Origin of the sequence: Primorskyibacter sp. S87 (genome assembly GCF_049801055.1) — a bacterium.
Lineage (GTDB): Bacteria > Pseudomonadota > Alphaproteobacteria > Rhodobacterales > Rhodobacteraceae > JBNAGF01.
The window spans coordinates 156213-180682 of sequence record NZ_JBNAGF010000003.1 but is presented as its reverse complement, the minus strand read 5'-3'; the positions used below and the strand labels follow the sequence as shown (position 1 = coordinate 180682).

The 24470-nt window shown below is 58.3% G+C and carries 24 protein-coding genes; 15 read left to right on the top strand and 9 right to left on the bottom strand.

Going from position 1 to position 24470, the window contains the following annotated elements; translation table 11 throughout:
* Positions 1-21: 21 nt before the first annotated feature.
* Together ACP15U_RS07065 and ACP15U_RS07060 are read right to left on the bottom strand one after the other, a co-directional pair.
* Positions 22-1761, bottom strand: coding sequence for a heparinase II/III family protein (locus tag ACP15U_RS07065; protein ID WP_425044445.1), 1740 nt, complete (start codon positions 1759-1761; stop codon positions 22-24).
* Between the two features lie 82 nt (positions 1762-1843).
* Complete coding sequence (locus ACP15U_RS07060; RefSeq protein WP_425044444.1) at positions 1844-3127, bottom strand: RsmB/NOP family class I SAM-dependent RNA methyltransferase; 1284 nt, start codon at positions 3125-3127, stop codon at positions 1844-1846.
* A gap of 112 nt (positions 3128-3239) precedes the next feature.
* On the opposite strand from ACP15U_RS07060, the gene ACP15U_RS07055 reads away from it, so the two are divergent.
* The 3 genes from ACP15U_RS07055 to tmpB all read left to right on the top strand — a co-directional run bounded on the left by ACP15U_RS07055 (position 3240) and on the right by tmpB (position 5542).
* Entirely contained in the window at positions 3240-3476 is a 237-nt protein-coding gene (locus ACP15U_RS07055; RefSeq protein ID WP_425044443.1) for a DUF1674 domain-containing protein, read from the top strand.
* Positions 3477-3812: 336 nt separating this feature from the next.
* On the top strand, positions 3813-4949 hold the full coding sequence (gene tmpA, locus ACP15U_RS07050; RefSeq protein ID WP_425044442.1) for a 2-trimethylaminoethylphosphonate dioxygenase: 1137 nt from the start codon (positions 3813-3815) through the stop codon (positions 4947-4949).
* Complete coding sequence (tmpB, locus tag ACP15U_RS07045; RefSeq protein WP_425044441.1) at positions 4946-5542, top strand: (R)-1-hydroxy-2-trimethylaminoethylphosphonate oxygenase; 597 nt, start codon at positions 4946-4948, stop codon at positions 5540-5542. Before tmpA ends, tmpB begins: the two co-directional genes overlap by 4 nt.
* Before the next feature lie 34 nt (positions 5543-5576).
* Here tmpB and dapB read toward each other — a convergent pair whose 3' ends face one another.
* Positions 5577-6386 carry a 4-hydroxy-tetrahydrodipicolinate reductase gene (gene dapB, locus ACP15U_RS07040; protein WP_425044440.1) on the bottom strand — a complete coding sequence of 270 codons (810 nt, stop codon included), beginning with the start codon at positions 6384-6386 and terminating at the stop codon, positions 5577-5579.
* A gap of 90 nt (positions 6387-6476) precedes the next feature.
* Here dapB and rbfA point away from each other — a divergent pair, with 90 nt between their 5' ends.
* The 6 genes from rbfA (at position 6477) to rpsO (ending at position 10809) form a co-directional block, all read left to right on the top strand.
* A complete protein-coding gene (gene rbfA / locus ACP15U_RS07035) occupies positions 6477-6872 on the top strand; it encodes a 30S ribosome-binding factor RbfA (protein ID WP_425044439.1) in 396 nt (131 codons plus the stop codon).
* The gene (locus ACP15U_RS07030) at positions 6869-7606 is read left to right on the top strand and encodes a phosphodiester glycosidase family protein (RefSeq protein ID WP_425044438.1); all 738 of its coding nucleotides are present in this window, start codon (positions 6869-6871) and stop codon (positions 7604-7606) included. The genes rbfA and ACP15U_RS07030 overlap by 4 nt, the downstream gene beginning before the upstream one ends.
* Positions 7607-7709: 103 nt before the next feature.
* Positions 7710-8621, top strand: a complete 912-nt coding sequence (gene truB, locus ACP15U_RS07025) for a tRNA pseudouridine(55) synthase TruB (protein WP_425044437.1) — start codon at positions 7710-7712, stop codon at positions 8619-8621.
* Between the two features lie 38 nt (positions 8622-8659).
* Positions 8660-9163, top strand: coding sequence for a DUF1643 domain-containing protein (locus ACP15U_RS07020; RefSeq protein WP_425044436.1), 504 nt, complete (start codon positions 8660-8662; stop codon positions 9161-9163).
* Positions 9164-9264: 101 nt separating this feature from the next.
* On the top strand, positions 9265-10335 hold the full coding sequence (locus ACP15U_RS07015) for a calcium-binding protein (protein WP_425044435.1): 1071 nt from the start codon (positions 9265-9267) through the stop codon (positions 10333-10335).
* Positions 10336-10539: 204 nt separating this feature from the next.
* Positions 10540-10809, top strand: coding sequence for a 30S ribosomal protein S15 (gene rpsO, locus ACP15U_RS07010; RefSeq protein WP_425044434.1), 270 nt, complete (start codon positions 10540-10542; stop codon positions 10807-10809).
* A gap of 33 nt (positions 10810-10842) precedes the next feature.
* Here the strand turns inward: rpsO and ACP15U_RS07005 are convergent, their stop codons facing one another.
* Positions 10843-11433, bottom strand: a complete 591-nt coding sequence (locus ACP15U_RS07005; protein ID WP_425044433.1) for a hypothetical protein — start codon at positions 11431-11433, stop codon at positions 10843-10845.
* A 306-nt stretch (positions 11434-11739) separates the two neighbouring features.
* On the opposite strand from ACP15U_RS07005, the gene pnp reads away from it, so the two are divergent.
* Positions 11740-13887, top strand: a complete 2148-nt coding sequence (pnp, locus tag ACP15U_RS07000; RefSeq protein ID WP_425044432.1) for a polyribonucleotide nucleotidyltransferase — start codon at positions 11740-11742, stop codon at positions 13885-13887.
* A gap of 118 nt (positions 13888-14005) precedes the next feature.
* On the top strand, positions 14006-14701 hold the full coding sequence (locus tag ACP15U_RS06995) for a glycosyltransferase family 25 protein (RefSeq protein WP_425044431.1): 696 nt from the start codon (positions 14006-14008) through the stop codon (positions 14699-14701).
* On the opposite strand, the gene ACP15U_RS06990 is transcribed toward ACP15U_RS06995, so the two are convergent.
* Positions 14698-15351 (bottom strand): peroxiredoxin, encoded by a 654-nt coding sequence (locus ACP15U_RS06990; RefSeq protein WP_425044430.1) that lies wholly within the window; start codon positions 15349-15351, stop codon positions 14698-14700. The genes ACP15U_RS06995 and ACP15U_RS06990 overlap by 4 nt on opposite strands.
* A gap of 264 nt (positions 15352-15615) precedes the next feature.
* Here ACP15U_RS06990 and ACP15U_RS06985 point away from each other — a divergent pair, with 264 nt between their 5' ends.
* Positions 15616-17055: an aldehyde dehydrogenase family protein gene (locus ACP15U_RS06985; RefSeq protein ID WP_425044429.1), complete on the top strand. Its 1440-nt coding sequence runs from the start codon at positions 15616-15618 to the stop codon at positions 17053-17055.
* Between the two features lie 101 nt (positions 17056-17156).
* Here ACP15U_RS06985 and ACP15U_RS06980 read toward each other — a convergent pair whose 3' ends face one another.
* Positions 17157-17600 (bottom strand): glyoxalase superfamily protein, encoded by a 444-nt coding sequence (locus ACP15U_RS06980; RefSeq protein WP_425044428.1) that lies wholly within the window; start codon positions 17598-17600, stop codon positions 17157-17159.
* Positions 17601-17852: 252 nt separating this feature from the next.
* On the opposite strand from ACP15U_RS06980, the gene ACP15U_RS06975 reads away from it, so the two are divergent.
* The gene (locus ACP15U_RS06975; RefSeq protein ID WP_425044427.1) at positions 17853-18698 is read left to right on the top strand and encodes an alpha-1,2-fucosyltransferase; all 846 of its coding nucleotides are present in this window, start codon (positions 17853-17855) and stop codon (positions 18696-18698) included.
* A gap of 20 nt (positions 18699-18718) precedes the next feature.
* Here ACP15U_RS06975 and ACP15U_RS06970 read toward each other — a convergent pair whose 3' ends face one another.
* Positions 18719-19369, bottom strand: coding sequence for an RluA family pseudouridine synthase (locus tag ACP15U_RS06970; RefSeq protein ID WP_425044426.1), 651 nt, complete (start codon positions 19367-19369; stop codon positions 18719-18721).
* Between the two features lie 123 nt (positions 19370-19492).
* Here ACP15U_RS06970 and ACP15U_RS06965 point away from each other — a divergent pair, with 123 nt between their 5' ends.
* Both ACP15U_RS06965 and ACP15U_RS06960 read left to right on the top strand, forming a co-directional pair.
* The gene (locus tag ACP15U_RS06965; protein WP_425044425.1) at positions 19493-19915 is read left to right on the top strand and encodes a nuclear transport factor 2 family protein; all 423 of its coding nucleotides are present in this window, start codon (positions 19493-19495) and stop codon (positions 19913-19915) included.
* 56 nt (positions 19916-19971) lie between these two features.
* The gene (locus ACP15U_RS06960; RefSeq protein WP_425044424.1) at positions 19972-20631 is read left to right on the top strand and encodes an SGNH/GDSL hydrolase family protein; all 660 of its coding nucleotides are present in this window, start codon (positions 19972-19974) and stop codon (positions 20629-20631) included.
* A gap of 35 nt (positions 20632-20666) precedes the next feature.
* On the opposite strand, the gene ACP15U_RS06955 is transcribed toward ACP15U_RS06960, so the two are convergent.
* The gene (locus tag ACP15U_RS06955) at positions 20667-21878 is read right to left on the bottom strand and encodes a hypothetical protein (RefSeq protein WP_425044423.1); all 1212 of its coding nucleotides are present in this window, start codon (positions 21876-21878) and stop codon (positions 20667-20669) included.
* Positions 21879-22003: 125 nt separating this feature from the next.
* Positions 22004-24454, bottom strand: coding sequence for a GcvT family protein (locus tag ACP15U_RS06950; RefSeq protein WP_425044422.1), 2451 nt, complete (start codon positions 24452-24454; stop codon positions 22004-22006).
* Positions 24455-24470: the final 16 nt, after the last annotated feature.

Here is a 24470-nt window from a genome sequence, read left to right as displayed (position 1 = left end):
AACTCTGGGGCCCTTCTCGGATCAGTCGAAGTCTGGTTCATCCCGGTTGAGATCGCGGATCGCAACTGCCGTGTCCTGAGCCTTGCTGAGCGACCACCGGATGCGCGTCGCATACTCCATTGCGCGTCCGGATAGAACGACTTGTTTTGTCGCGCGTGGCTTCAAACGACCCTTTTCCAGATAAACGCTTGGTTCCAATGCGAGTTTCGCCTTGCCGTCATGCCGAAATACCCAGATCTCTCCGCTCTTGAGCGCCATCGATACCGCTGCCCCACCGAGATCGAGCGTCGCGTCCACCTCGGGGTGCAAGTGCAGCCGTATGTCAAAACCGATTCCCGCCAGAACCGAAGCATCCATGGCCCGGTCAAAGCGATGTTTCGACTTGTCGTCCATTGCCAGCAACATGTCCTCGCCGAAAAGACCGCGCCCGTCATGGGCCAACTCAAGCGCGCGGGCATGAGTCAATCCGAAAGCATCTGAATATCCGTCATGGCCGCCGTGGAACCTCGCTCCATCGGTGACCTCGATGATCTCAACCGGCACCTGCTCAGGACCGTCAACAAGCGCCTCGTGCCCGGAACCGCGTTCGGGTTCCGTCAGTCGGGCACTGGAATAGCCGTCGAGACAAAGCGTCGAGTGAGATGGTGTCGCCCGCCCGGCCCTGCGCCACTCAAGGCCGAAACTTTCACCCGATCCGCAATTGACAACCAGCGGTCTGCGTCCCGAAGTCAGCTCGAAGGCAAGCGTAGAGGCATGTGCGCCGTAGGAGGCCCTGCCTCCCGGCGGGGGACTGGCATCGATAACTACATTCGTGCGCCCGCCCGAAAGCCGGGCATAGCCCATCGAAAGCCCCTGCGGATGAGCCGGTTTGACATGGCTGGCGGCCAAAGCCTGATCCAGCCGCCCTTCCAATCCTCGACCACCGCCGTGGAAACGGGCTAGCCCTCCATCCGAGTGTCGCAACGCGCGCAATGTCGGTGCAATCCGCTCGATCGCCGCAGTCTGGGCCGGAGGAACTCCGCGACCTGCTTCGTGCAGCGCCGCCGAAGCCCAGGTCAGCAGAGTGAACACCTCGAGCAATTCTTCCGGGTTGCGTGTCGGCAAACCGCCTTCGTCATCAATCTGTGTCTCGCATTCATGGGTCAGAGCCCGGATCGCCGGATCGGCCAGCTCTTCGCGCCCTTCCAAAGCCAGGCCCGCATAGATCAACCCGGTGAGAGCCTCGAACCTCGGTAACCCCGGCGCGGCGCTGTGCCAACGCTTGGACAGGAACCACGTCTGCCGACCAAGAGATCGAAAGAAGGCATCACTTTTTGCGCTATCCTGTCCGCGCAGCAGAAAAATGGCGTGGCTAATCCAGCGGATCAATCTTCGCCCCGTGAGGTCCGGTGTCCAACCCGGACCAGTTCCACGTCCGTAGAGCTCGATCCATGACCAGAGCCATTTTTGCGCCTTTTCACGGGATTTCGGATTTCCAACTGCTGCCAGATCGTCCAACCAGACAAAACCCTGCCGTTCGGCTTCGAACGCGGCATCGGGTGCGCGAATGCTCCAGAGATCGGTGGTTTCAGATTCGACCAGATAACCGGCAAACAAAAGGTTTCCGGCCACAAGTTGCCGGCCTCGCGCAAAATTGCCAATCGTGCGAGGATCGGGCTGCGACACGAATGCGGTAACTGCTTTCTGCCGACGACTCAGCCGCGCGAAGAAACGGTTCAGGAACCGTATGCGCCGGCCTGCCATTGTATCTGGACTGGACATGCCCTCTGCCTCTCACGCTCTGGTGGCGTTTGTGGCAGATAATAGCGGCCTCCGGTGCCTGAGTCACCGACGAATGGCCGCCTTAGGCATCTTTGCGCAAACAGGCGATATAAAACCCATCCATCCCGCCCAACTCGGGCCAATAGTCGGGGCGCAGTCGCAAACCGCCTTCCTCAGTAATCCAGGCCGGATCGACGCCCGGCAGATCCAGCGCCGATCGGTCCACCGAAATGCCCGGCAGAGTTGCCAGCGCCTCGTCGATTTGCACCTCGCCTTCGTCCGGCAACAGCGAGCAGGTGCAATACACAAGACGGCCGCCAGGCTTCAGGAGGCTCCAGGCATGGGCCAGCATTTGGCTCTGCAATTCGATCAGAGCGCCGAATTCCGAGCCATCCTTTGCGTGGGGAAGATCGGGGTGACGTCGGATTGTTCCGGTCGCGGAACAGGGCGCATCCAGAAGAACCGCGTCATAGCTGCCCTGATGTTGCAACGCATCGCCGACGGCAAGCTGGGCCTTCAATTTGGTGCGCCCCAAATTTTCGCGGACCCGCTGCATCCTGTTGTCAGATATGTCGAGCGCCGTCACCTTTGCGCCGGCGGCGGCCAACTGTAGTGTCTTGCCGCCGGGCGCAGCGCACAAGTCCAACACGGTTTCACCTTGTTTTGGCGCCAGAACGCTCACCGGCACCGCGGCGGCGGCGTCCTGAACCCACCAATTGCCTTCGGAAAAGCCCGGCAACGCCGAGACCTGCCCGGCGTCGGCAAGACGAACCGAGCCGGTTGGCAGGTCTTGTCCACCATCAAATTGGGCCCCGGGCTTCAAGGTCAAATCCAAGGGCGCGCCCTCGAAATGCGCCCTTTCCATCCCGGCAACCGGCTCGGCGCCCCAAGCTTCGACCAGCGGACCGCGCAACCACTTGGGTAGGCGTGGCATCCTCAACGTTGGCCAGATCTCAGGACCTTCGGCAGCAACCTTACGCAGAACCGCGTTGACCAGCCCCTTGAGTCGGCCATGATGACGGTGTCTGCCAACAATCGTCACCATAGCGTTGACCACCCCATGCGCAGCCCCGCCGGAACAGAGCTCAACCGTCCCGAGCCGCAATGCATTTCGGACATGAAGCGGCGGGTATTTCTGCAAGTGATGGCGCAGAATTCGGTCGGCCCGCTCCAGCCCGCGCAAGGTTTCCACGGCGAGCCGCTGGGCGCGAGCGCGGTCTTCAGGCGGGAGCCGATCCAATGCCCCAGCAGCAAGACATTCCGAAAGCAGTTTCCCTTCACCCAACACTTGATCCAGAAGGTAAATCGCACTGCGCCGGGCTTGCGTTGCCGGATCCGGTTTTCTTGCTGGCTGATCGGTTTTCATGAGCTCTCCTATGTCTTTGCAGCCGGCAAAAAGCATCGACTGAGACCTTGTGCCCGCATTGCCTTGGACAGAGAGGCGCGTATATCACAGCATCAGGATAAGGAAACCCGCGATGACCCAGAGCCCCAAGACCACCCGTTCCGAACAATTCGTTCCCGAAACCGGTTCCGGCTCGGAAAGGTCCGACCTTCCGCCAGCCGCGCGCCGTGCACTGGCCGAGGCGGAAGAGCGCCGAAAGCAGGCCGCTGCGGATACCAAGCCGCTTCCCAAAGAGCTGGGAGGACGCGATGGCCCCGAACCGGTGCGCTATGGAGACTGGGAGAAAAAGGGCATCGCAGTCGATTTCTAATTTGCCGCAACGTCGGGTGACCCTTAATCAACGGCCGGCTGCAATGTCTGCGGCTTCATGGTCTGACAAGGCCGCGGATGATTCGAGACGCCTGCCGATTCTTGCACCAATTGCCGAAAAAATTCGTCCCGGCACCTGAGACACGGCATATCCAGCCAGAGTTCGCAGCTGATGACTCAGCGATCTCAAGCCGCGTTTTCCCCACAAATCATGGGTGCGGACCGTCTGTGTTCGGATGTTCTCGGCTGCTGCAGGCAACTCTGGGCTTGATTGTTACAACCCCACAGGGCTGGTATTTTTGCAGGTACATTTTCACGCAAGGTTCAGGATCTGCCCATGCTGCGCTCAATCACCCATGATACAGGTATTGTCACGGTCACATTCGAGGACGAAACGGTCGCTCGCTTCCACGCAATTTGGCTGCGCGACAACGCTCTTGATCCGGACACCCGCGCACCGGGAAATGGCCAGCGGCTGATTACGATCGGCGACATCCCTACCAATCTGTCCATCAGCGCCGCAAAAGTGGAGAACGACGATCTCCATGTGACACTCTTTCCGGAAAACCGGACATATGTTTTCCCTGCGGACTGGCTAGCCGAGCACAGTTATGACCGGCCGCATGACGCGGAACCGGGATGGGTCGCCCCCGGGATCACAACCTGGCAAGCCGGGTTGCAGGTGCCGGATGCCGATTGGAACGCCGTACTCGCCAAACCTGATGTCAAACGGGATTGGCTGGCGGCCATAGCCGAGTTCGGATTCGCACGGTTGAAAAATGGCCCGACAGAACCGGAGTCTCTGCTGAAAGTGTCCGATCTGTTCGGCTATGTCCGGGAAACCAATTATGGCCGCTACTTCGAAGTTCGGACGGAAGTGAACCCCACGAATCTCGCGTTCACCGGGCTTGGACTCCAGGCGCATACCGACAATCCTTATCGCGATCCGGTTCCGACATTGCAGATCCTATACTGCCTTGAGAACTCAGCCGAAGGCGGTGACTCGATCGTGGTTGACGGCTTCCGCGCGGCCGAGCGTCTGCGGGAAGACAATCCCGAAGCCTTTGGGCTGTTGGCGGGTTACCCGGCACGGTTTGAATACCGCGGCTCGGACGGTGTCTGCCTGCGTTCCCGCCGCCCGATGATCGAACTTGCCCCGGACGGGCAACTTGTTGGCATCCGGTTCAACAACCGGTCGTCCGCGCCGTTCGTCGATATTCCGTTCGAAAAGATGGAGGCGTTCTATGCCGCCTATCGCCAGTTTGCGGGCTATATCGACGATCCGGACATGGGCGTGGCGTTCAAGTTGGAACCGGGAGAAAGCTTTATTGTCGACAACACTCGCGTTCTTCACGCGCGTACCGGATACTCCGGGGCAGGTTCGCGGTGGCTGCAAGGGTGTTATGCCGACAAGGACGGGTTGCTATCGACGCTGGCGGCGATGGAAATGAAACCGCGGGAGGCAGCGGAATGACCAGCGCAGACCGCCCCCTGAGCCAAGAAAACATCGTGGATTTCCTCGCTGACATTTTCGAAAGGCGCGGCGACGAGGAATACCTCGGCGAACCAGTTACAATGGCAGAGCATATGTTGCAGGGCGCAACAATCGCCGAACAGAACGGATTGTCCGAGGAAATCATCGTTGCGGCGCTCTTGCACGATATCGGGCATTTCACATCCGAGTTCGGAACATTTTCGATGAACGATACCAAAGACCGGCACCACGAAGATGCCGGGGCCGAGGTGCTCGCTCCATTCTTCCCATCCATCGTTACCGATTGCGTGCTCTATCACGTTGCCGCGAAACGCTATCTCTGTGCGACGAAGCCGGAGTATTTCAAGCGACTTTCCGAAGCATCCGTGCATTCTCTGAACCTGCAGGGCGGGCCAATGGACGCGTCAGAAGTCGCTGAATTCGAGAAAAACCCGAACCTCGAAAAGATCATTCAGGTGAGATATCTCGACGAAGCTGGAAAGCGGGCTGATATGGATACCCCGGATTTCCACCACTTCGCACCGATGGTTCAGCGCGTGGTGGATGCCCACATGACATCCGGAACGCGCTGACTTTATCGATGATGGGCCGTCAACGTTGTCAGGTTCACAGTCCCAGCACGTCGGCCATGTCGTATTGACCGGGATCTTTTCCCTGTCCCCATAGCGCAGCTTTCAAAGCCCCGCGGGCAAAGATGGACCGGTCGGTCGCAAGATGCCGCAGCACAATCCTTTCTCCGGCCGCGGCAAAGAGCACGTCATGCTCACCAACAATGTCGCCCCCGCGAATGGCCGTAAAACCAATATCGCCACGTTTGCGCGCGCCGGTGATGCCGTCGCGCCCGCGGTCGGAAACTTCCGCCAGCGATACACCACGGCCATGGGCAGCAGCTTCGCCCAGCATCAGGGCCGTTCCTGACGGGGCGTCCACCTTGTGATGATGGTGGGCCTCGATCACTTCGATATCGAAATCTTCGTCCAGCGCTGCCGCCACCCGTTTGGTCAGTTGCACAAGCAGGTTGACACCAAGGCTCATGTTGCCGGCCCGAACGATGACGGCGTGCCGCGCCGAGGGCTCCAACGCCGCGATCTGCTCATCCGTCATGCCTGTCGTTCCGATCACATGGACGCAACGCGCCTGAGCTGCCAGTGCCGCAAACTCGAGCGTGGCAGCGGGCGCCGTGAAATCGATGACCGCCTGAGCGCGTGAGAATGCTTCCAACGGGTCATCCGTGACCACAACACCGAGCTCGGATCCGCCCATCGCCTCGCCGATATCGCGTCCGATCCAGTCATGACCACTGCGTTCCACACACCCAACCAGATTGGCCTTGTCGCTTTCGGATACAGTGCGGACCAGCATCTGCCCCATGCGACCCGAGGCTCCTGTAATGACTATCCCGGGAATGTGGGTCATGGATACGGTTCCTTCAGCAAATGGTTTCTCAGCGTCCTAACCTGTCGAGGACCGCTTGGCAAAGCCCCGGTTTCTGCTTAGATCGGGTATATGGGGAAGAATAAGTTTCATGACGGGCCAGGCCCGTCCCAAAGACAGTTGCGTGTGGGCGAATTGATCCGGCGCACTCTATCAGACGTGCTTGCGCGCGGTGATGTCCACGATCCGGATCTGAATCGCATGTCGATTACCGTCGGCGAGGTCCGCACCTCGCCCGACTTGCGCATCGCAACGGCCTATGTCCTGCCATTGGGCGGACAGGGTCAGGAAGATGTGCTCAAACTGCTGGCCCGCAACAAGGGTGAGTTACGCCGGGCCGTCTCCAAAAAGCTGGCGCTCAAGTTCGCTCCGGATCTGCGGTTTCAGCTAGACGAAACTTTTGACAGGATGGACGACACCCGTCGAATGCTGGATCAGGACGCGGTGCGCCGCGATCTGGACGAGTGATCCGCGCGGCGCTGGTCACGATAGCCGGGCTTGCCGCGACCCCGCTTGCGGCCGTTGAGTGCCGTGACCTCACCCATGATGACAATGCCTACACGGTGTGCGACGTCGATACCGCAACCGAGGATTTGCGCTTGTTCCTGAACGACGAGGACGGCACCCTGCTCGGGCAGTTCTCCACGATAGATGTTCAACTTGAGCAATCTGGCGAAACGCTGGTCTTTGCGATGAACGCTGGCATGTATCACTCCGACCGGTCTCCTGTGGGGCACTATGTCGAGAACCGGGAAGAAACGATGCGGGTCATTACCAATGCCGGCCCCGGGAACTTTGGCCTTCTGCCCAACGGGGTGTTTTGCATCCGTGAGAACCGGGCCGACGTATTCGAGACCCTTACCTTCGTTGATCAGAAGCCCGACTGCCGAGATGCCACCCAGTCCGGTCCGATGCTGGTCATCGATGGCGAGCTGCATCCGAGATTTCTGGTCGACTCGAACTCGCGCTATATCCGAAACGGGGTCGGAACCAATGCCGACGGCAGCAGGGCAGTTTTTGCCATTTCACATGGCACGGTCACGTTTCATGAATTTGGCCGACTGTTTCGGGACGAACTTGAAATGGCCCAGGCACTCTATTTTGATGGCAACATCTCGCGTCTCTATGCACCGCAGCTGCGTCGGCACGACGCCGGGTTTGCGATGGGGCCTGTAGTTGGCGTGGTGCGCAAGGCGCAGTGATATCTGGGCGGCGGGCAAACGCTGCTCACCTTGTTGAGCGCAATTTGACAGCACGTCGATGATCCGCTAGGTCGCGCGCCTCAGCATGACATCGAGGAACAAGATGGGACGCAAACGCAAGGGTCGCGACATTTCCGGCTGGTTGGTGGTGGATAAACCTGCTGGCATGACTTCGACTGCCGTGGTCAATAAGGTTCGCTGGGCACTGGATGCCAAGAAAGCCGGGCATGCCGGAACTCTGGACCCTGACGCAACCGGTGTTCTCGCTGTCGCATTGGGTGAGGCAACCAAGACCGTTCCCTACATCACCGACGCCCTCAAGGCTTACGTATTCACGGTCCGGCTGGGACAGTCGACCAACACCGACGATGCCGAAGGCGAAGTGATTGCACAAAGCGAAGCCCGCCCGTCGGACTCAGAGATCAAGGCCGCTCTGCCCCAGTTCCTTGGGGATATCATGCAGGTGCCACCAAAATTCTCTGCGGTGAAAATCGATGGCCAGCGTGCCTATAAACTGGCCCGTGACGGCGCGGACGTCGAGATCGCGGCTCGACCGCTTTGGGTCGAAGAACTGATCCTTGTCGATCGGCCTGACGAGGATCACGTCGTTCTGGAAATGACCTGCGGCAAGGGCGGTTACGTCCGTTCGATTGCACGGGATCTCGGGTCTTCGCTTGGCTGTTTTGGCCATGTGAAGAAACTGCGCCGCATTTGGTCAGGTCCGTTCGACGCCGAGGATGGGCTGAGCATCGAACGGATCGAAGAGCTGGCAAGAACATCGGAACTGGACGAGCACCTACTGCAACTGGAGCAAGGGTTGGTAGATCTCCCCGAGGTTAAATGCACCCTTGAGGGCGCTGCCCGGCTTCGCAACGGGAATCCCGGAATGGTGCTGCCCACGGATGTGGAATACGGCGACGAGGCCTGGGCCTCTCACGACGGAAAGGCTGTTGCCGTCGGGGTATACAAGGCCGGAGAACTGCACCCGAGCCGCGTGTTCAATCAACCCGTCTGATCCCGCGACCCGTCCGTGACCGAAAGGCAAGACTCGACATGATCACCCGCTCACATACCAAAGGCGACGCACCGTCGACGGCCATCTATTCGGATTGCGAGAACTATCGCTATAGTCTGACACGGGTATGGGATGCAGAGGGCCGGCGCGCGTTGTTCGTAATGCTCAATCCTTCGACAGCGACCGAAGTTCAGAACGATCCGACCGTTGAACGCTGTGAACGACGAGCAAGAGCCTTGGGTTTTGGAGGGTTTCAGGTCACCAACATATTTGCGTGGCGTGACACCGACCCCCGCAAGATGCGTGCCGCCGGTGACCCGGTCGGGCCGGACAACGATGCGGCGATTCTGGCCGGCGTCGAGTGGGCGGATCAAGTCATCGCGGGATGGGGAACACACGGTGCCCATCTCGACCGGGGTCCTGCCGTGGAGGCATTGTTGCGAAAGACCGGTCAGCCCTTGTTTCATCTCGGACTGACCAAGGACGGGCATCCGAAACACCCGCTGTACATCGCGTATAGGCAACAGCCTGAACGCTGGTAGAAACGCTCCTACGTTAACCCTGGTCACGGTTATTCTTTGACTCGTATAGGGTTTTTCCATTCCCATAACACTGGGGTTTCGGGTGTGATCGGAGTGGTAAGATGTTCTTTCTGGCCGGAATTTTGGGCCTGATGGCCGTTGGCGGCGTCGCCATGATGGATCTGGCATCAGGAATTACAACAAATGAAGACGAGGATGATCTGGCCCTCGATGGGAACTCTGACAGCATGGCCGGATCCGATCTTGCCGATAGCGCAGATCAATTAGATGTCGCCGGGATGACCGGCCACGCCCTCTCGGTGCCGGACGTCAGTGATAAAGACCCCGGACCGGGCCTGATCCTACCTGGAGGGGCAGAAGACGACCTCTTCATCGGTGGCAATGGGCAGGATCAGCTAAACGGGTATGCCGGTCACGATATGGTTCTCGGCGGAGCTGGCGCAGATGACCTGCACGGTGCAGATGGTCACGACACGCTTGATGGAGGTTTCGGAGCCGATACGTTGCAGGGCTGGAACGGTGACGACCAGTTGCTCGGTCGAAAGGGTGACGACGTTCTTTGGGGACATGGCGGGTCCGATCGGATGTCGGGTGGGCAAGGCTACGATTCTCTGCACGGTGGCGAGGGCGATGACCTGATGAGCGGAGGCCATCAGGACGACGTGGTTCATGGTGGATTGGGCAACGATTTGCTGTATGGCGGCCACGGACAGGACACGCTCTTTGGCGGGTGGGGAAACGACACACTTGTGGGGCAGGATGATGCCGTTGGTCGCCTCAGTCCCGACGAGCTCGGACATAACATACGTGACTATCTGAACGGGGGAGGCGGTGACGACCTGATCCTTGCCGGCACCGATGATGTGGTGACACCGGGAGAGGGCGAGGATCACATCGTGTTGGAAGAGCAGACCAACAGCGGTTCCCCGGTGCAAGTTCTGGATTACGACGTAACAGAAGACCAGCTGTTGATCGCGTGGGATATCCAGAACAATCCGGATCCGGACATCGAAGTGTCACAGGACCCGCAGAACTCGGATCTGAGTCGAGTTTCGGTCAATGGAATTGTCATTGCTCACGTTCAGTCGACTGATGTGATCCGGCCTAATGATATCATCGTTGTTGATCGGACGGGCTGGCCAACACTCGATGCCAATCGGTCCGGGTCGTAGAAAATCCAGCCAGAATGTACTGGGTTCAACTGCGTGGCCCTAACAAAAGAACCTTTTGCATTGGCAACACAAAGAGCGTATACGCCCCTCCTGTTGCGGATTCGGTCTTATCGACCGTCAAGACCGCGGCGATTTTCTCCATGGGCCTGTGCTGGACGACATCCCGGCCTGCGCCATCAACTCTAACCTGTAAAGGAGACCCCGATGTCGATTACTGTTGAAGAAAAAGCACGCGTGATGAAAGAATTCGGCACCAGGGACGGTGATACCGGTTCCCCGGAAGTCCAGGTTGCTATCCTGAGCTCGCGCATCGCCACACTGACCGAACACTTCAAAACCCACAAGAAGGACAACCACGGTCGTCGTGGCCTTTTGAAGATGGTTGCTCAGCGCCGCAAACTGCTGGACTACCTGAAGGGCAAGGACGAAGCCCGTTATCAGGACCTCATCCAGCGTCTGGGTCTGCGCCGCTAATTAGCGCGACCAGCCCGAATTCAGCGCCCGCCATTAGGCGGGCGTTTGTTTTTTTAGTTTCAATTGTTGCGACGTTGCCAGAGACCCTCGCCCCAGAACCCGCATAAGCTTGACCGCCTGATGGGTTGGAACGTCCAAAATCTGCACGCGCGAAACCTCGACAACAACTGTTGATCCCGACCAGGTCGAAGGTGCACCGGGAAGAAACACTACGGCCCGCTCTTCATCGCGTTCGATCTCAAACGCGATCTGTTCGTAGTCATCGAAACGCACCAGGGCGGGCTTCAACAGGGCAGCAATGTCATCTTCCTGAGCAACACTTCCGATCATGCCCTTGGCGATGGCATAGCCGGGAATGACGTCAACCAGCAGCCCGTCCAGCTTTTCCATACGGGTCGACATCAGGCCACGTTTGGCCGCCATCCCGGCAAGATAGCAGACCAGCACGATGAGGCCGATTGCGATGAAATTGACAAAGGCCACCCCGGCGATGCTGCTGACTGGGATTAGCTGATCCAGCGGATCCGCAATCACCATACTGACCTGATAGGTTTTACCCAAGACGATGGCGACAAAGGCCAGCGGCACCAAAAACAGCACGCCCCCCAGAACTGTCGTTTTCATTTCGATTCCCCTGTTTTGGCCGGCCAAACGGCTTGGCGGAGGCTTGGCGATCGGACGAAAGCCGGTCGTCCTCGCCTGTTTGATAGTAGATCGCGGCTTCCTACCTGACATACTAACCCCGACAAGTTGCCCGCAACCCCGTCGGCCCTTTCAATCCTCGGAAAACTCCTGTAAGGGCGCTCCATCTGAGACGTTGTGCCCGGACCCCGGCACTCGGAAGCAGGATGAATTGGGGTCGGCGGCATGGGGCCGCCATTCAAACGGGAGACCCGGAGCGCCGGGAGTGCTCCCAGCTAGGATACACACATGTTTGATGTAACGACTAAAAGTATGCAGTGGGGCGAAGAGACGCTCACACTCGAAACAGGCAAGGTTGCCCGTCAGGCCGACGGCTCGGTAATCGCCACTCTGGGCGAAACCAGCGTCATGGCCAACGTGACCTTTGCCCGCGCTCAGAAACCGGGGCAGGATTTCTTCCCGCTGACCGTTCACTATCAGGAAAAATACTATGCCGCCGGTAAAGTTCCGGGCGGCTTCTTCAAACGCGAAGCGCGTCCGACCGAAAAGGAAACGCTGACCGCACGACTGATCGACCGACCAATCCGTCCGCTGTTTGTCCCGGGCTTCAAGAACGAAGTGCTGGTTATGTGCACCGTGCTGTCGCACGATCTGGTCAATGACCCCGACATGGTCGCGATGATTGCTGCTTCGGCGGCGCTGACGCTTTCCGGCGCTCCCTTCATGGGCCCGATCGCTGGTGCCCGCGTCGGTTTTGTCGATGGCGAATATGTTCTGAACCCGACTGTTGACGATATGCAAGATCTGCGCCTCAACCCCGAGCAGCGCCTCGATCTTGTTGTTGCCGGCACCAAAGACGCCGTGATGATGGTGGAATCGGAAGCCTACGAGCTTTCCGAAGCAGAGATGCTTGGCGCCGTCAAATTTGCGCATGAGCAGATTCAGCCCGTCATCGACCTGATCATTTCGCTGGCGGAAGACGCCGCCAAAGAGCCGTTCGATTTCACACCTCCGGAATACTCCGACCTGTTCGAAGCCGTGAAATCCGCAGGTGAAGAGCAGATGCGTGCCGCATTCGCGATCACCGACAAGCAGGAACGCACGACCGCTGTGGCCGAGGCACGCGATGCCATCAAAGCCGCTCTGACCGAAGAGCAGCTTGAGGACGCGAACCTAGGTTCCGCCATGAAGAAACTCGAAGCCGGCATTCTGCGCGGCGACGTAGTGAAGGGTGGCAAGCGCATTGACGGCCGTTCGACCACCGATGTCCGCCCGATCCTCGCGGAAACCAGCATGTTGCCGCGGACCCACGGATCGGCCCTGTTTACTCGCGGTGAAACTCAGGCTCTGGCCGTGACCACCCTTGGTACCGGCGATGACGAGCAATTCATCGACGCGCTGCACGGAAACTTCAAATCGAATTTCCTGTTGCACTACAACTTCCCGCCCTACTCCGTCGGTGAAGTTGGCCGTGTTGGCCCTCCGGGCCGTCGCGAAGTGGGCCACGGCAAGCTGGCCTGGCGCGCATTGCAGGCCGTTCTACCGGCCCCGACCGACTTCCCCTACACCGTGCGCGTGGTGTCGGAGATCACCGAGTCGAATGGTTCTTCCTCGATGGCATCCGTCTGCGGCGGCTCGCTGTCGATGATGGACGCAGGCGTTCCGCTGAAAGCTCCGGTTGCCGGCGTTGCCATGGGTCTCATCCTTGAAGACGATGGCTCCTACGCGGTCCTGACCGACATTCTCGGCGACGAGGATCACCTCGGCGACATGGACTTCAAGGTGGCAGGCACCGAAAACGGCATCACCTCGCTGCAGATGGACATCAAGGTTGCGGGCATCACGCCCGAGATCATGGAAACCGCTTTGGCCCAGGCCAAGGACGGTCGGATGCACATTCTGGGTGAAATGGCCAAAGCCCTGTCGGAAACCAACGAGTTCTCAGTTCACGCACCGCGTATCGAGACCATGCAGATCCCGACCGACAAAATCCGTGAAGTGATCGGATCCGGCGGCAAGGTTATCCGCGAGATCGTTGAAACCTCGGGCGCAAAGGTCGACATCAACGACGACGGTATCATCAAGATTGCCTCGTCGGTGGGAGAAGCCATCCAGAAAGCCTATGACATGATCCACTCGATCGTGGCCGAACCCGAAGAAGGCGAAATCTACACCGGTAAAGTGGTTAAGATCGTCGATTTCGGCGCCTTTGTGAATTTCTTCGGCAAGCGCGACGGTCTGGTTCACGTTTCCCAGATCGAAAACCGTCGCCTGAACCACCCTTCGGATGTTCTGAAGGAAGGTCAGGAAGTGAAAGTCAAGCTTCTCGGCTTTGACGATCGCGGCAAGGTACGCCTGTCGATGAAAGTCGTCGACCAGGAAACCGGCGAAGAAATCGTTCCTGAAAAAAAGAAAAAGGAAGAATCTGCCGACTAAACGGTAGACCTTCGGAGAAATTAAAGAGTCCCGGCCAATGCGTCGGGGCTTTTTTTGTGACCTTTCGTGCCGTTCGCCCGCGCGTTATTCAGTGTTCATGCGATCTTTCATCATTCACATGAACGGCGATTCGAAACGCGCACCGAATGCCGCGCACCTCAAGGCTGTTTTGCCTGACGCTGAGATCATGGACGCCGTAATCGGAAGAGACGTTCTTGCAAACGGTGGCGTGGACCTGCGTTCCGGCAATCTGCACCACCCAAGCTACCCGTTTTCGCTTGGACCCGGCGAGGTTGGGTGCTTTCTGAGCCACAGGCGCTGCTGGCAGCGGATCGTAGACGGCAATCTGGAGTTCGCACTGATCGTTGAGGACGATCTGGCAGTCTCAGAGCCGGGCTGGAGTGATGCGCTAGCCCTTGTCATGGCCCACGCCTCGGTTGAGAGCTTCATTCGCCTTCCGGCGAAAAAACGCGAGAAACCGGTTATGATGGTTGCACAACAAGGCGCATCGCGCCTCTTCCTGCCTCGTCATATCGGATTGCAAACCGTCGCTCAGGTGGTTGGACGAAACGCTGCCGCCCGATTATTGGCTGCCTCGGAAGTGATCGACAGACCAGTTGATACCTTTCTGCAAATGCACTGGGCCACCAACCAACAAGTTCACACAATTCTGCCGAACGGCGTGACCGAAATCACCGATGAACTCGGAGGATCGACCATACAAAAAAAGTCCCGTGCCAACGGGAAGCTGGCGCGGGAAATCAAGAGGGCAGCCTATCGGGCGCAAGTGTCTCTGCGCCCGCAAAAACCTTAACCGGGAAGCTTGGTGGTGCGCAGATAGGGGAAATGGGTTGTGAAATCACCGTATTTCGCCTTGGCATCTTCGTTGCTCACAGCGACTGGGATGACCACGTCGTCGCCCACGGTCCAGTTCGCCGGCGTGGCAATGTTTTCCCTAGCTGCGGTCTGAAGGCCGTCCAGCGCACGAAGAACCTCGGCAAAGTTCCGGCCGACATTCATTGGATAGGTCATCGACAGTTTCAGAGTCTTGTCCGGCGCAATAATAAATACTGAACGCACGGTCTGGCTGTCTGCCGGTGTCGGATTGTCCGGCAGGTAAAAACCGGCAGGAAGCATGTCAAAGGCCTTGGAAACATCCAGATCCCTGTCGGCGATGATCGGGAAACCGGCCGCCGTTTTGGCGTATGTTTCGATGTCGTTCTTCCAGCCCTTGTGGTCTTCGACACTGTCGACCGACACGCCGATCACCTTGGTGTTCCGCTTGTCCCACTCGTCAGCCAGTTGCGCAACGGCGCTGAACTCGGTGGTGCAAACCGGGGTAAAGTCCTTTGGGTGTGAAAACAAAATCGCCCAGCTGTCTCCGATCCAGTCATGGAATTGGATGCTGCCCTGATCGGTCTCTGCTGTGAAATTCGGAACGGTATCGTTGATGCGCAAGCCCATGACATAAACTCCTTTTTAAACTTCGATCCGACTCGCCCGGATCATATCGTAACTTTCCGCCGAAACGTTACAAAACCCGGTGATGGGCACCACCCCAAAGTGCAAACCCTATCGAAAAAAGAAAAGTTCCACTTCCTATTGTTTCGGCACTTGATAATTTGATCAAATTTCTCATTTTCTCTCTTGCCGGGCTTTAGGGCCGGTGACAGAGTGGCCGAGAAAACCGACCAACCGGTCGATAAAATCGGATCAGGAGCGCCGAAGATGATCGAGAAACGCGAATTTTACATAAATGGAAAGTGGGCAGCCCCGTCCGCGCCCAATGATTTCAACGTGATCGACCCGTCCACCGAAGAGCCCTGCGCGGTCATCTCGCTCGGGTCCGAGGCAGACACCAATAAGGCCGTTGCCGCCGCCAAGGCTGCGCTTGCGGGCTGGATGGCCACATCACCAGAAGAACGGATCGCGCTGGTCGAGAAACTGGTGGAAATCTACAAATCCCGAGGAGAGGACCTGGCGCAAGCGATGTCGGCCGAGATGGGTGCCCCGATCGACATGGCCCGTGCCCAGCAGGTGGGCGCTGGCATTGGCCACCTGAAGAACTTCATCCGGGCGGCCAAGGCATTCGAGTTCGAGAAACCGTTGGGGGATCACGCCCCCAATGACCGGATCATCCACGAGGCCGTGGGTGTCGCTGCATTGATTACGCCGTGGAACTGGCCAATGAACCAGATCACGCTCAAGGTGGGAGCCGCTGCAATTGCAGGCTGCACGATGGTTCTAAAACCATCCGAGCAAAGCCCCCTCAACGCAATGATCTTTGCCGAAATGATGGACGAAGCAGGCTTCCCGCCCGGGGTATTCAACCTTGTAAACGGCGACGGTGTCGGGGTTGGCTCGCAGCTTTCAGCCCATCCTGACGTGGACATGGTATCGTTCACCGGCTCTACCCGCGCAGGAACCGCGATCTCCAAGTCTGCCGCCGATACGCTCAAGAAAGTTCACCTTGAGCTTGGCGGCAAAGGCGCGAACGTCATTTTCGAAGACGCCGACGAGAAAGCGGTCAAGCGGGGCGTTTTGCACATGATGAACAACACAGGTCAAAGCTGTAACGCTCCTTCGCGCATGCTTGTGCAGCGCGGCATTTACGATCAGGCTGTGGAGACCGCGGCAGAGGTGGCCGGCAAGGTCACCGTCGGAAACGCTCACGAAGAAGGGCGTCATATCGGCCCTGTTGTGAACGAACTGCAGTGGACCAAGATTCAGGATCTGATCCAGAAAGGGATCGACGAAGGCGCCCGGCTTGTCGCCGGAGGCACCGGCCGCCCCGAAGGCCTGAACAAGGGTTACTATGTGAAGCCTACTATTTTTGCCGACGCCAACAACCAAATGACCATTGCCCGCGAAGAGATCTTTGGCCCGGTTCTGACCATGATCCCGTTTGACACCGAAGAAGAAGCAATCGAGGTGGCCAATGACACACCTTACGGGCTGACAAACTATGTGCAGACACAGGAACCCGCGCGCGCAAATCGCATGGCCCGCAGGCTGCGGTCGGGTATGGTTGAGATGAATGGTCAGCCGCGTGGCGCTGGTGCTCCGTTTGGCGGCATGAAGCAATCCGGAAACGGTCGCGAAGGCGGCAGTTGGGGAATCGAGGACTTTCTCGAAGTCAAAGCAGTGGGTGGCTGGGCCGCAGAGTAGCGGCCACACGGCTTCGCCAATCGATAATGGCCGCCCCGAAGGGCGGCCTTTTTTTGGTTGTTTCATTCCAGCAGCCGGCTAGCTGTCGGTAATGTTGGGCGCTAAGTCGCGGTGTCAGGCCAGATCACCAGTTGAGGTGCCCCGTCCGACGTGCATCGGGTCGATCTGCCATCCCATCCGATTTCTCCGCTGACTCGTTGGCGCATGGCCGAAAAACTCTCAAATCGGACCACGTCCACTGGTTCGTCGAATTGCACGGTCACTCGGCGATGGTCGCTATCGCCAATTACCGACAGGGCCCGGACAGTTCCCGCAAAGGACTGGCCGAGATAACGACCGGCCACCCGGTCGCCGACATTCAGGCGCATTCGGTTGCCCGCCTGCGACCGAAGCGTGTTCCAGTTCCGGGCACCGTGTTGGTGCGCCACCAATTCCAAGGCGGCACTATGGGAAAGCTCAGTTCCATCCCGCCGCAATTCCTGGCGCAGGCGATTGGCCTGCGCTTTCAACTCCTCCACAGGAGGAAAATTTCCTGATGTAGTCATCTGCGATCCCCTTGATCGGGCGCGCTCGATATGGACGGGGCTCGCATTGCCATCCTCGCGCCAGAAAGGTGCATCAGATGTTGGAACATCCGGCAAGGCCGGTCGGGTTTCACCTTAGCCAAACAATGACCGCGAGCGGCAGGAGACCCGAACCTGCTGCCACATAGCGACCCCGCCCGCTGCCTGTCAACTGATCTGGTCAGCCGGGGCAAGAGAGCATAGACAGGAGGCAACACCTTCAGGACGCGATCCATGATCATTACCCGTTTGCATGGCCGCCTCGGCAATCAGATGTTCCAATACGCTGCCGCCGCCGGTCTGGCCGAGCGGCTGGGAACGCAGGTCGCGCTGGACGAACGCGGAGCAATCACCCGCGGTGAGGGCGTTTTGACCCGCGTTTTCAGACTACCGTTGGGTCGCGCAGGAAACCTGCCGCCTCTCCGCAGCAAACATCCAGTTCGTTACGCCGCCTGGCGTCTGTTGGGCCAGAATCCTGTTTTTCGCCGAGAAAAAGGGCTTGGCTACAATCCCGCGTTCGAAACTTGGACAGACAACAGCTATCTGCACGGTTATTGGCAGACGGAAACCTACTTTTCCCAAATCGCAAGCCGCATTCGGCGGGATTTCACTTTCCCCGAGTTTTCTTCACCAGAGAATGCTGAGATGGCTGGCAGGATCAGTGATACTCTCTCGGTTTCTCTTCATGTGCGGCGTGGAGATTATCTGACGCTTGGCGCTCATGTTCTTTGTGATCAGGCATATTATGAGGCAGCGCTTGGGCAACTCCGCGACGGGCTTAACGGCACGCCGACAGTGTTTGTGTTCTCCGACGATCCCGACTGGGCAAAAGAAAACCTGTCCCTTCCTTGCGAGAAAGTCGTCGTGGATCTCAATTCGGCAGACACTGACTATGAGGATATGCGCCTGATGAGCCTGTGCCAACACAACATCATCGGCAATTCCTCTTTCAGCTGGTGGGCCGCATGGCTCAATGCCAATCCGGAAAAGCGGGTTGCAGGTCCATCCCGATGGTTCGGTGACCCCAAGCTGAAAAACCCGGACATTCTGCCCAAAGATTGGCTGCGCGTTTCCGACTGAGTCTCAGGCAACGTCCTGCCTCAGAACGGTGCAGGTGCTCTGAATTTGAGCGAGATGCCCCCTTCAGGGTGCTTCACGCGCAATTCCTCGGAATGCAACATCAGTCGGGGAAACTGCCGCGCCGCCCCTTCGGCATAAAACGGATCGCCCAGAATAGGGTGGCCAAGGGCCAACATATGAACGCGCAGCTGGTGTGACCGGCCCGTTTTCGGGCTCAGCTTGACTCGCGTGGACTCGGCTTCGTATCGCTGCACCCGCCAATCTGTAACGGCCGCCTTGCCATTCTCATGGCAGACCATCTGGCGCGGTCGGTTCGGCCAATCCACGATCAGAGGCAGATCGACGGTTCCCGACTTGGGCTCCAGCCGACCCCAAACACGTGCTATGTAAGTTTTTTGGGTCTGCCTCTTTTCGAACTGCAATCCAAGATGTCGCTGGGCATGGGGCGTCATCGCAAAAATCATAACCCCCGAGGTATCCCTGTCCAGCCGATGCACCAGAAGAGCGCCCGGAAACGCAGTCTGCACCCGGGTCAGCAGGCAATCCGCAAGATGTTCACCCTTTCCCGGCACCGACAACAGACCCGCAGGTTTGTTCACGACCAAAATCTGCGCATCCTCGTGCAGGACATCCAACGGAGTATCGGGCGGTGCATATTCAGATCCGGTCATGGGCGCTGCCTACCTGCTCGCTCCGTTCGGCACAAGATTGGCACCGAGGTTCCCGCCACGTCGCACTTGCCGCTGAACCGGGTTCTGGGCAAGCCTTTGCTGGCCGAAAAGAGGAGAACCCACATGATCCCCGTTTCACATCCAACCATTATGAAGATGCAGGAAATCGTAGCCAGCGGAGATCACAGCGGATTCGCGGAATTATTAGCCGAGAACGCACGTTTCCAGCCTCCTACATACTGGAAAACGTGGACTGGTCGGGAACCGGTTGCCGCGGTTCTGGGACATGTTGCACACGTCTTTTCGGATTTCCGGTATCGTCGGGTGCTCGGCGAAGGCAAAGACTGGATCTTGGAATTTCAGTGCAAGGTTGGTGACCTTGACGCTGTCGGTGTGGATCTGATCACCCTGAACGATGACGGGTTGATCGAGGAAATCGAGGTCGCAATGCGGCCCTACAAGACCGTCGGGGCCCTTCGGGATGCCATGAATGCCCGAGTTATGACTGATGCCCGTTTCCTGAAATATCGCGAGGCCCTGTCCTGATCGAAGCGGACCAGATCCTGCGGCTGCCTTTGCTGCCCTTACTCGTGGCGCAGGGCATGGCTGTGCGCGCCCGCGCCATCGAACTGCCTGAGCCCACAGGCCCACGCAGCGGTGTCGCGGGAGAGGGACGACCACTGCGCCTGCTGATCACCGGCGACAGCTCGGCGGCCGGCGTCGGCGCCGGAACTCAGACACAGGCGCTTGCCGGGCAGTTGGTGTCCCGGCTGGCCAAATCTGCCCGGGTCGAATGGCAGCTGGAAGCCACCACTGGTCATCGAACGGCCGATACGATCGCGCGCCTGTCCACGGTGAGGGGGCAATTTCAAGTCGTGGTCACGGCGCTTGGTGTAAATGACGTCACCCGGGCCATGTCGCAGGACCGGTTTCGCGATGCACAACGGATTTTGGTGAAAGACCTGACCAGCCGGATGGGGGCAGGGCTGATCCTAGCTTCGGGTGTTCCACCCATGGAACATTTTCCCGCTCTACCGCGCCCTCTGAACTGGGTTCTGGGGTGCCAGGCAGCTCGTCTGGATACCGCTCTGGGCCAGTTGGCGGCGGAGATTCCGGAGATGGAACATCTCCCCTTTCATTTGCCGCCCGATCCCGCCAACGCAGCACCAGACGGCTATCATCCAAGCCCGAAAGCTTATGCCCTTTGGGCTGAAAGACTTGCGGCGAAGATTCTCGCCGCGATGGCAGCCCGACGTATCTGATCTGCTGCAAACATCTAGCTCGGCATCGCCGCTTCTCATTTCATGGGAGAAAGACCCACTTCCTTCAGGATACTGTCGCCAAACTGACCTGCCACGAATTTGGCAAGTCTTTCGTTGCCTCCGGCGTCGAAATGACCCTGACATTCATCAGGCCGTGTCAAGGATCTGCAGATATCGTCGACATCTCTGAACGCTTCGCTTGCGTCAAATGTAGGAGTGGTTTCCGGCACGCCGTCCATTATCCAACCCAGCGTGTGTGTTCCAATTTCCCGCGTCTGATACACCATCTCCGGATCCGGGATCAGCATTACCGCGCAGTTCAGAACATGCTGCTCGCAGACGTTCAGAAAACGGGCAATCACATATTGATTGGTAGCAATCTTTTCCTCCGAAGGACCACCGGGCGTGTCGAAATAGCCGGGATAGTTCCAGAAGTTCGAGGATGGCGCACCGAAACTGCGGATTGCAGCATACTCACCACGCAGAATTCTCAGCAGTGTCAGTGAATAGGGAAAACCGACGAATGTCTGCCTTTTGAAGCCGGGAGACCCTGGCAGGTATTGGTCTGCCGACATCAAATTCGTCGGATCTGCCGCCATTGACTGGTATTCGGCATAGCTTCCGTCAAAGACCGGCTGCAGTTCATATCCGTTCTCGGTGGCGACAAACATAGGCTTGAACCCCAGCGGATCGCCTCCCACCAGATATCGCCATCCGTTCACGGTCCTGTTCAGGTCATCCGGAAATACGGCAAGTATCACGGACCGGCCAATATCGACTCCGTCGGACAATTTGCGCTCCAACCGAAGAACCGCCTGATCCGTCCCGAAACCACCAACACCGAAATTTGCCACGCGACACCCCAATTTGCCCGCAAGGACATTCCCCCAGGCCGACACGTCATCGACTTCGTCGGCAAAGGTAAAGGAGTCTCCAAACAGGCTGACGCAGACCGGTTCTGCGGCCAATCGGTCGTTTTCCGGAGACAGGCGTGCTCCGTCCTGATCGGTGAACGAGGCCAACCATCCCTTACTGGGCCAGCCCAATTCGGGGTTTCTCTGGTCTAGGTAAGTTGCGTAATCCACCTCGGAAACTGCCGGAGACGAATAGGTTCGGAGTCTCAGTTGCGGCACCATGCGGATGGCGGCAAATGAAAATAGCTCTGCGATCAGGAACAGAAACAGCAGAATGAAGATCCACCCAGCGGCCCGAACCGCGTTGGACGTGCTTTGCTCTGTGTCAGACACTACTGAACCCTGCCCCAACCATTCTATTGTTGGCCGAAGGTTATATCCGGGTCCGGGCCGGAGTAAATCAATTAGCGAGAGCCTGTAGGTTGGGCAGCCCGGTCAGAATGCCTGCCGAGCCCCAATCAGGCTTTCGCCCGTTCTGCCTTGGGATCGTAGAACGGTTTCAGCGAGGCTTCGGCCCGAACCCGGGCTCCCATCACGTCGATTTCGTAAGTGGACGCCAGAACGTCGGCAACGCTCTGTCCGCGGCACGGCACATAACCCATGCCAATCGCTGCGCCGAGATGATGCCCGTAAGCCCCAGAACTGAGATAACCCACGATCTCACCATCCCGCACGATCGGTTCATTGTGATAAAGCAGCGGTTCGGGATCCGTCAGCCGGAACTGGATCAAACGGTTTTCCAACCCGTTTTCCTTTTTGCGCAGCACGGCATCCCGGCCAATGAAATCGGGTTTGTCGGTTTTGACCGCGAAACCCAGACCGGCCTCAAGCACATGATCCTCAGCAGTGATATCGTGACCGAAGTGGCGGAAACCTTTTTCGATCCGGCATGTATCCATCATGTGCATGCCGCACAGTTTCAGCCCCAGATCCTGCCCAGCCGCGTGAAGTGTTTCAAAAGCATGGCCGGCCATGTCGGACGACACATAGATTTCCCAGCCGAGTTCGCCGACGTAGGTCACGCGGTGAACGCGGGCCAGCCCCATGCCCAGCTCGATCTCTTGTGCAGTGCCAAACGGATTGGTTCCATTTGAGAAATCGTTGGGCGACACGGCTTGCATCAGGTCCCGGGCCCTTGGCCCCATCACCGCCAGAACGCCCTCTCCGGCTGTAACATCGGTGATAACCACATTAAAATCGCCCTGATTGCGGCGCATCCATGTTTCGTCCGCCAGCCGTGTCGCTGCCGGTGTCACAACCAGATAGGCCGATTCACTAAGGCGCGTGACAGTTACATCCGCCTCGATCCCGCCCGCGCGGTTCAGGAACTGGGTATATACGATACGGCCCGTCGGCACATCATACTGGCCGCCGCCAATATGGTTCATATAGGCCGTGGCATCCGGCCCTTCGACCCGAATCTTGCCGAAAGAGGACATGTCATACATGCCGACATTGGTTCGGATCGCGTTGTGTTCTTCGGCGACATTGTCAAAGAAGTTTTGTCGCTTCCAGCTGTACTCGTATTCCGGATTCTGACCCGTTCGGGCGAACCAGTTCGCCCGCTCCCAACCAGCAAGTTCGCCAAAGACCGCGCCTTGCGCCCTCAGATGTTCGTGGAAAGGCGTGCGACGCACCCCCCGGGCCGTGGCTTTCTGCCGATACGGGAAATGATCCGCATAGAGCAACCCGAGGGTTTCTGTAGACCGCTCCAGCAGATAGGACTTATTGCCCTGAAACGGTTGCATACGTGAAATATCCACGTCGCCCAGATCAAACGGTTTATCCCCGCTGTCCATCCATTCCGCCAACGCCATGCCGGCCCCTCCGGCAGACTGGATACCAATAGAATTGAAGCCTGCGGCGACCCAGACGTTGTCCATCTCTGGAGCAAGGCCGAGATGATAGGCGTCATCTGGCGTAAAGGATTCAGGCCCGTTGAAAAAGGTATGGATCCCGGCCTCGGCCAGCATCGGCATCCGGTTGCAGGCAGCCTCCAGGATTGGCTCGAAATGATCGAAATCCTCGGGCAGTTGGTCGAACTCAAAACTGTCCGGAATTCCGTTCATTCCCCAAGGCTTGGATTTCGGCTCGAAAGCACCCAACAGGATTTTTCCAGCGTCTTCCTTGTAGTAGGCACATTCGTCAGGAATCCGCAGCACCGGCATCTGAGACAGCCCGGATATGCCCTCGGTGACAATGTAAAAATGCTCGCAGGCCTGCAATGGCACGTTGACACCCGCCATTCGGCCAACTTCGTGCCCCCACATTCCGGCGCAGTTCACGATCATGTCGCATTCGATATGGCCCTGTTCAGATCCGTCATCGGAAACCCAATCCACACCGGTGACATGTCGGCCTTTCCGGATGATATCAGTGACCTTGACGCGCTCGCGCACCACAGCACCTCGCTGGCGCGCGCCCTTGGCCAGTGCAAGGGCAATGTTTGCCGGGTCTCCCTGCCCGTCCAGTGGCAGCCAAACACCTGCGGTCACGTCGTCGACGTTGAGATGCTCATACTTCTCCTTGACCTCTTGGGGCGAGATCTCATCGACCTCGACGCCAAACGCCCGAGCCATTGCAGCCTGGCGAAAAATCTCTTCCTTGCGCTCGTCGGTAAGCGCCACGGTGATAGAGCCGCAACGCCTGAAACCGGTGGCAACTCCGGTTTCTGCTTCAAGATCGCCATAGAGCTCCTGACTGTATTTCGCCAGTTTGGTCATGTTGGCGGTCGCACGAAGTTGAGCGATCAACCCGGCGGCATGCCACGTGGTTCCGGACGTCAACTGCTTGCGCTCCAGCAGCACAACATTCTTCCAACCCTTCTTTGTCAGGTGGTAGGCGACCGAGCAGCCGACAACGCCGCCACCGATGATGACCACACGGGCTTTGGTTGGAAGATCAGCCATTTCTTCAACTCCACGT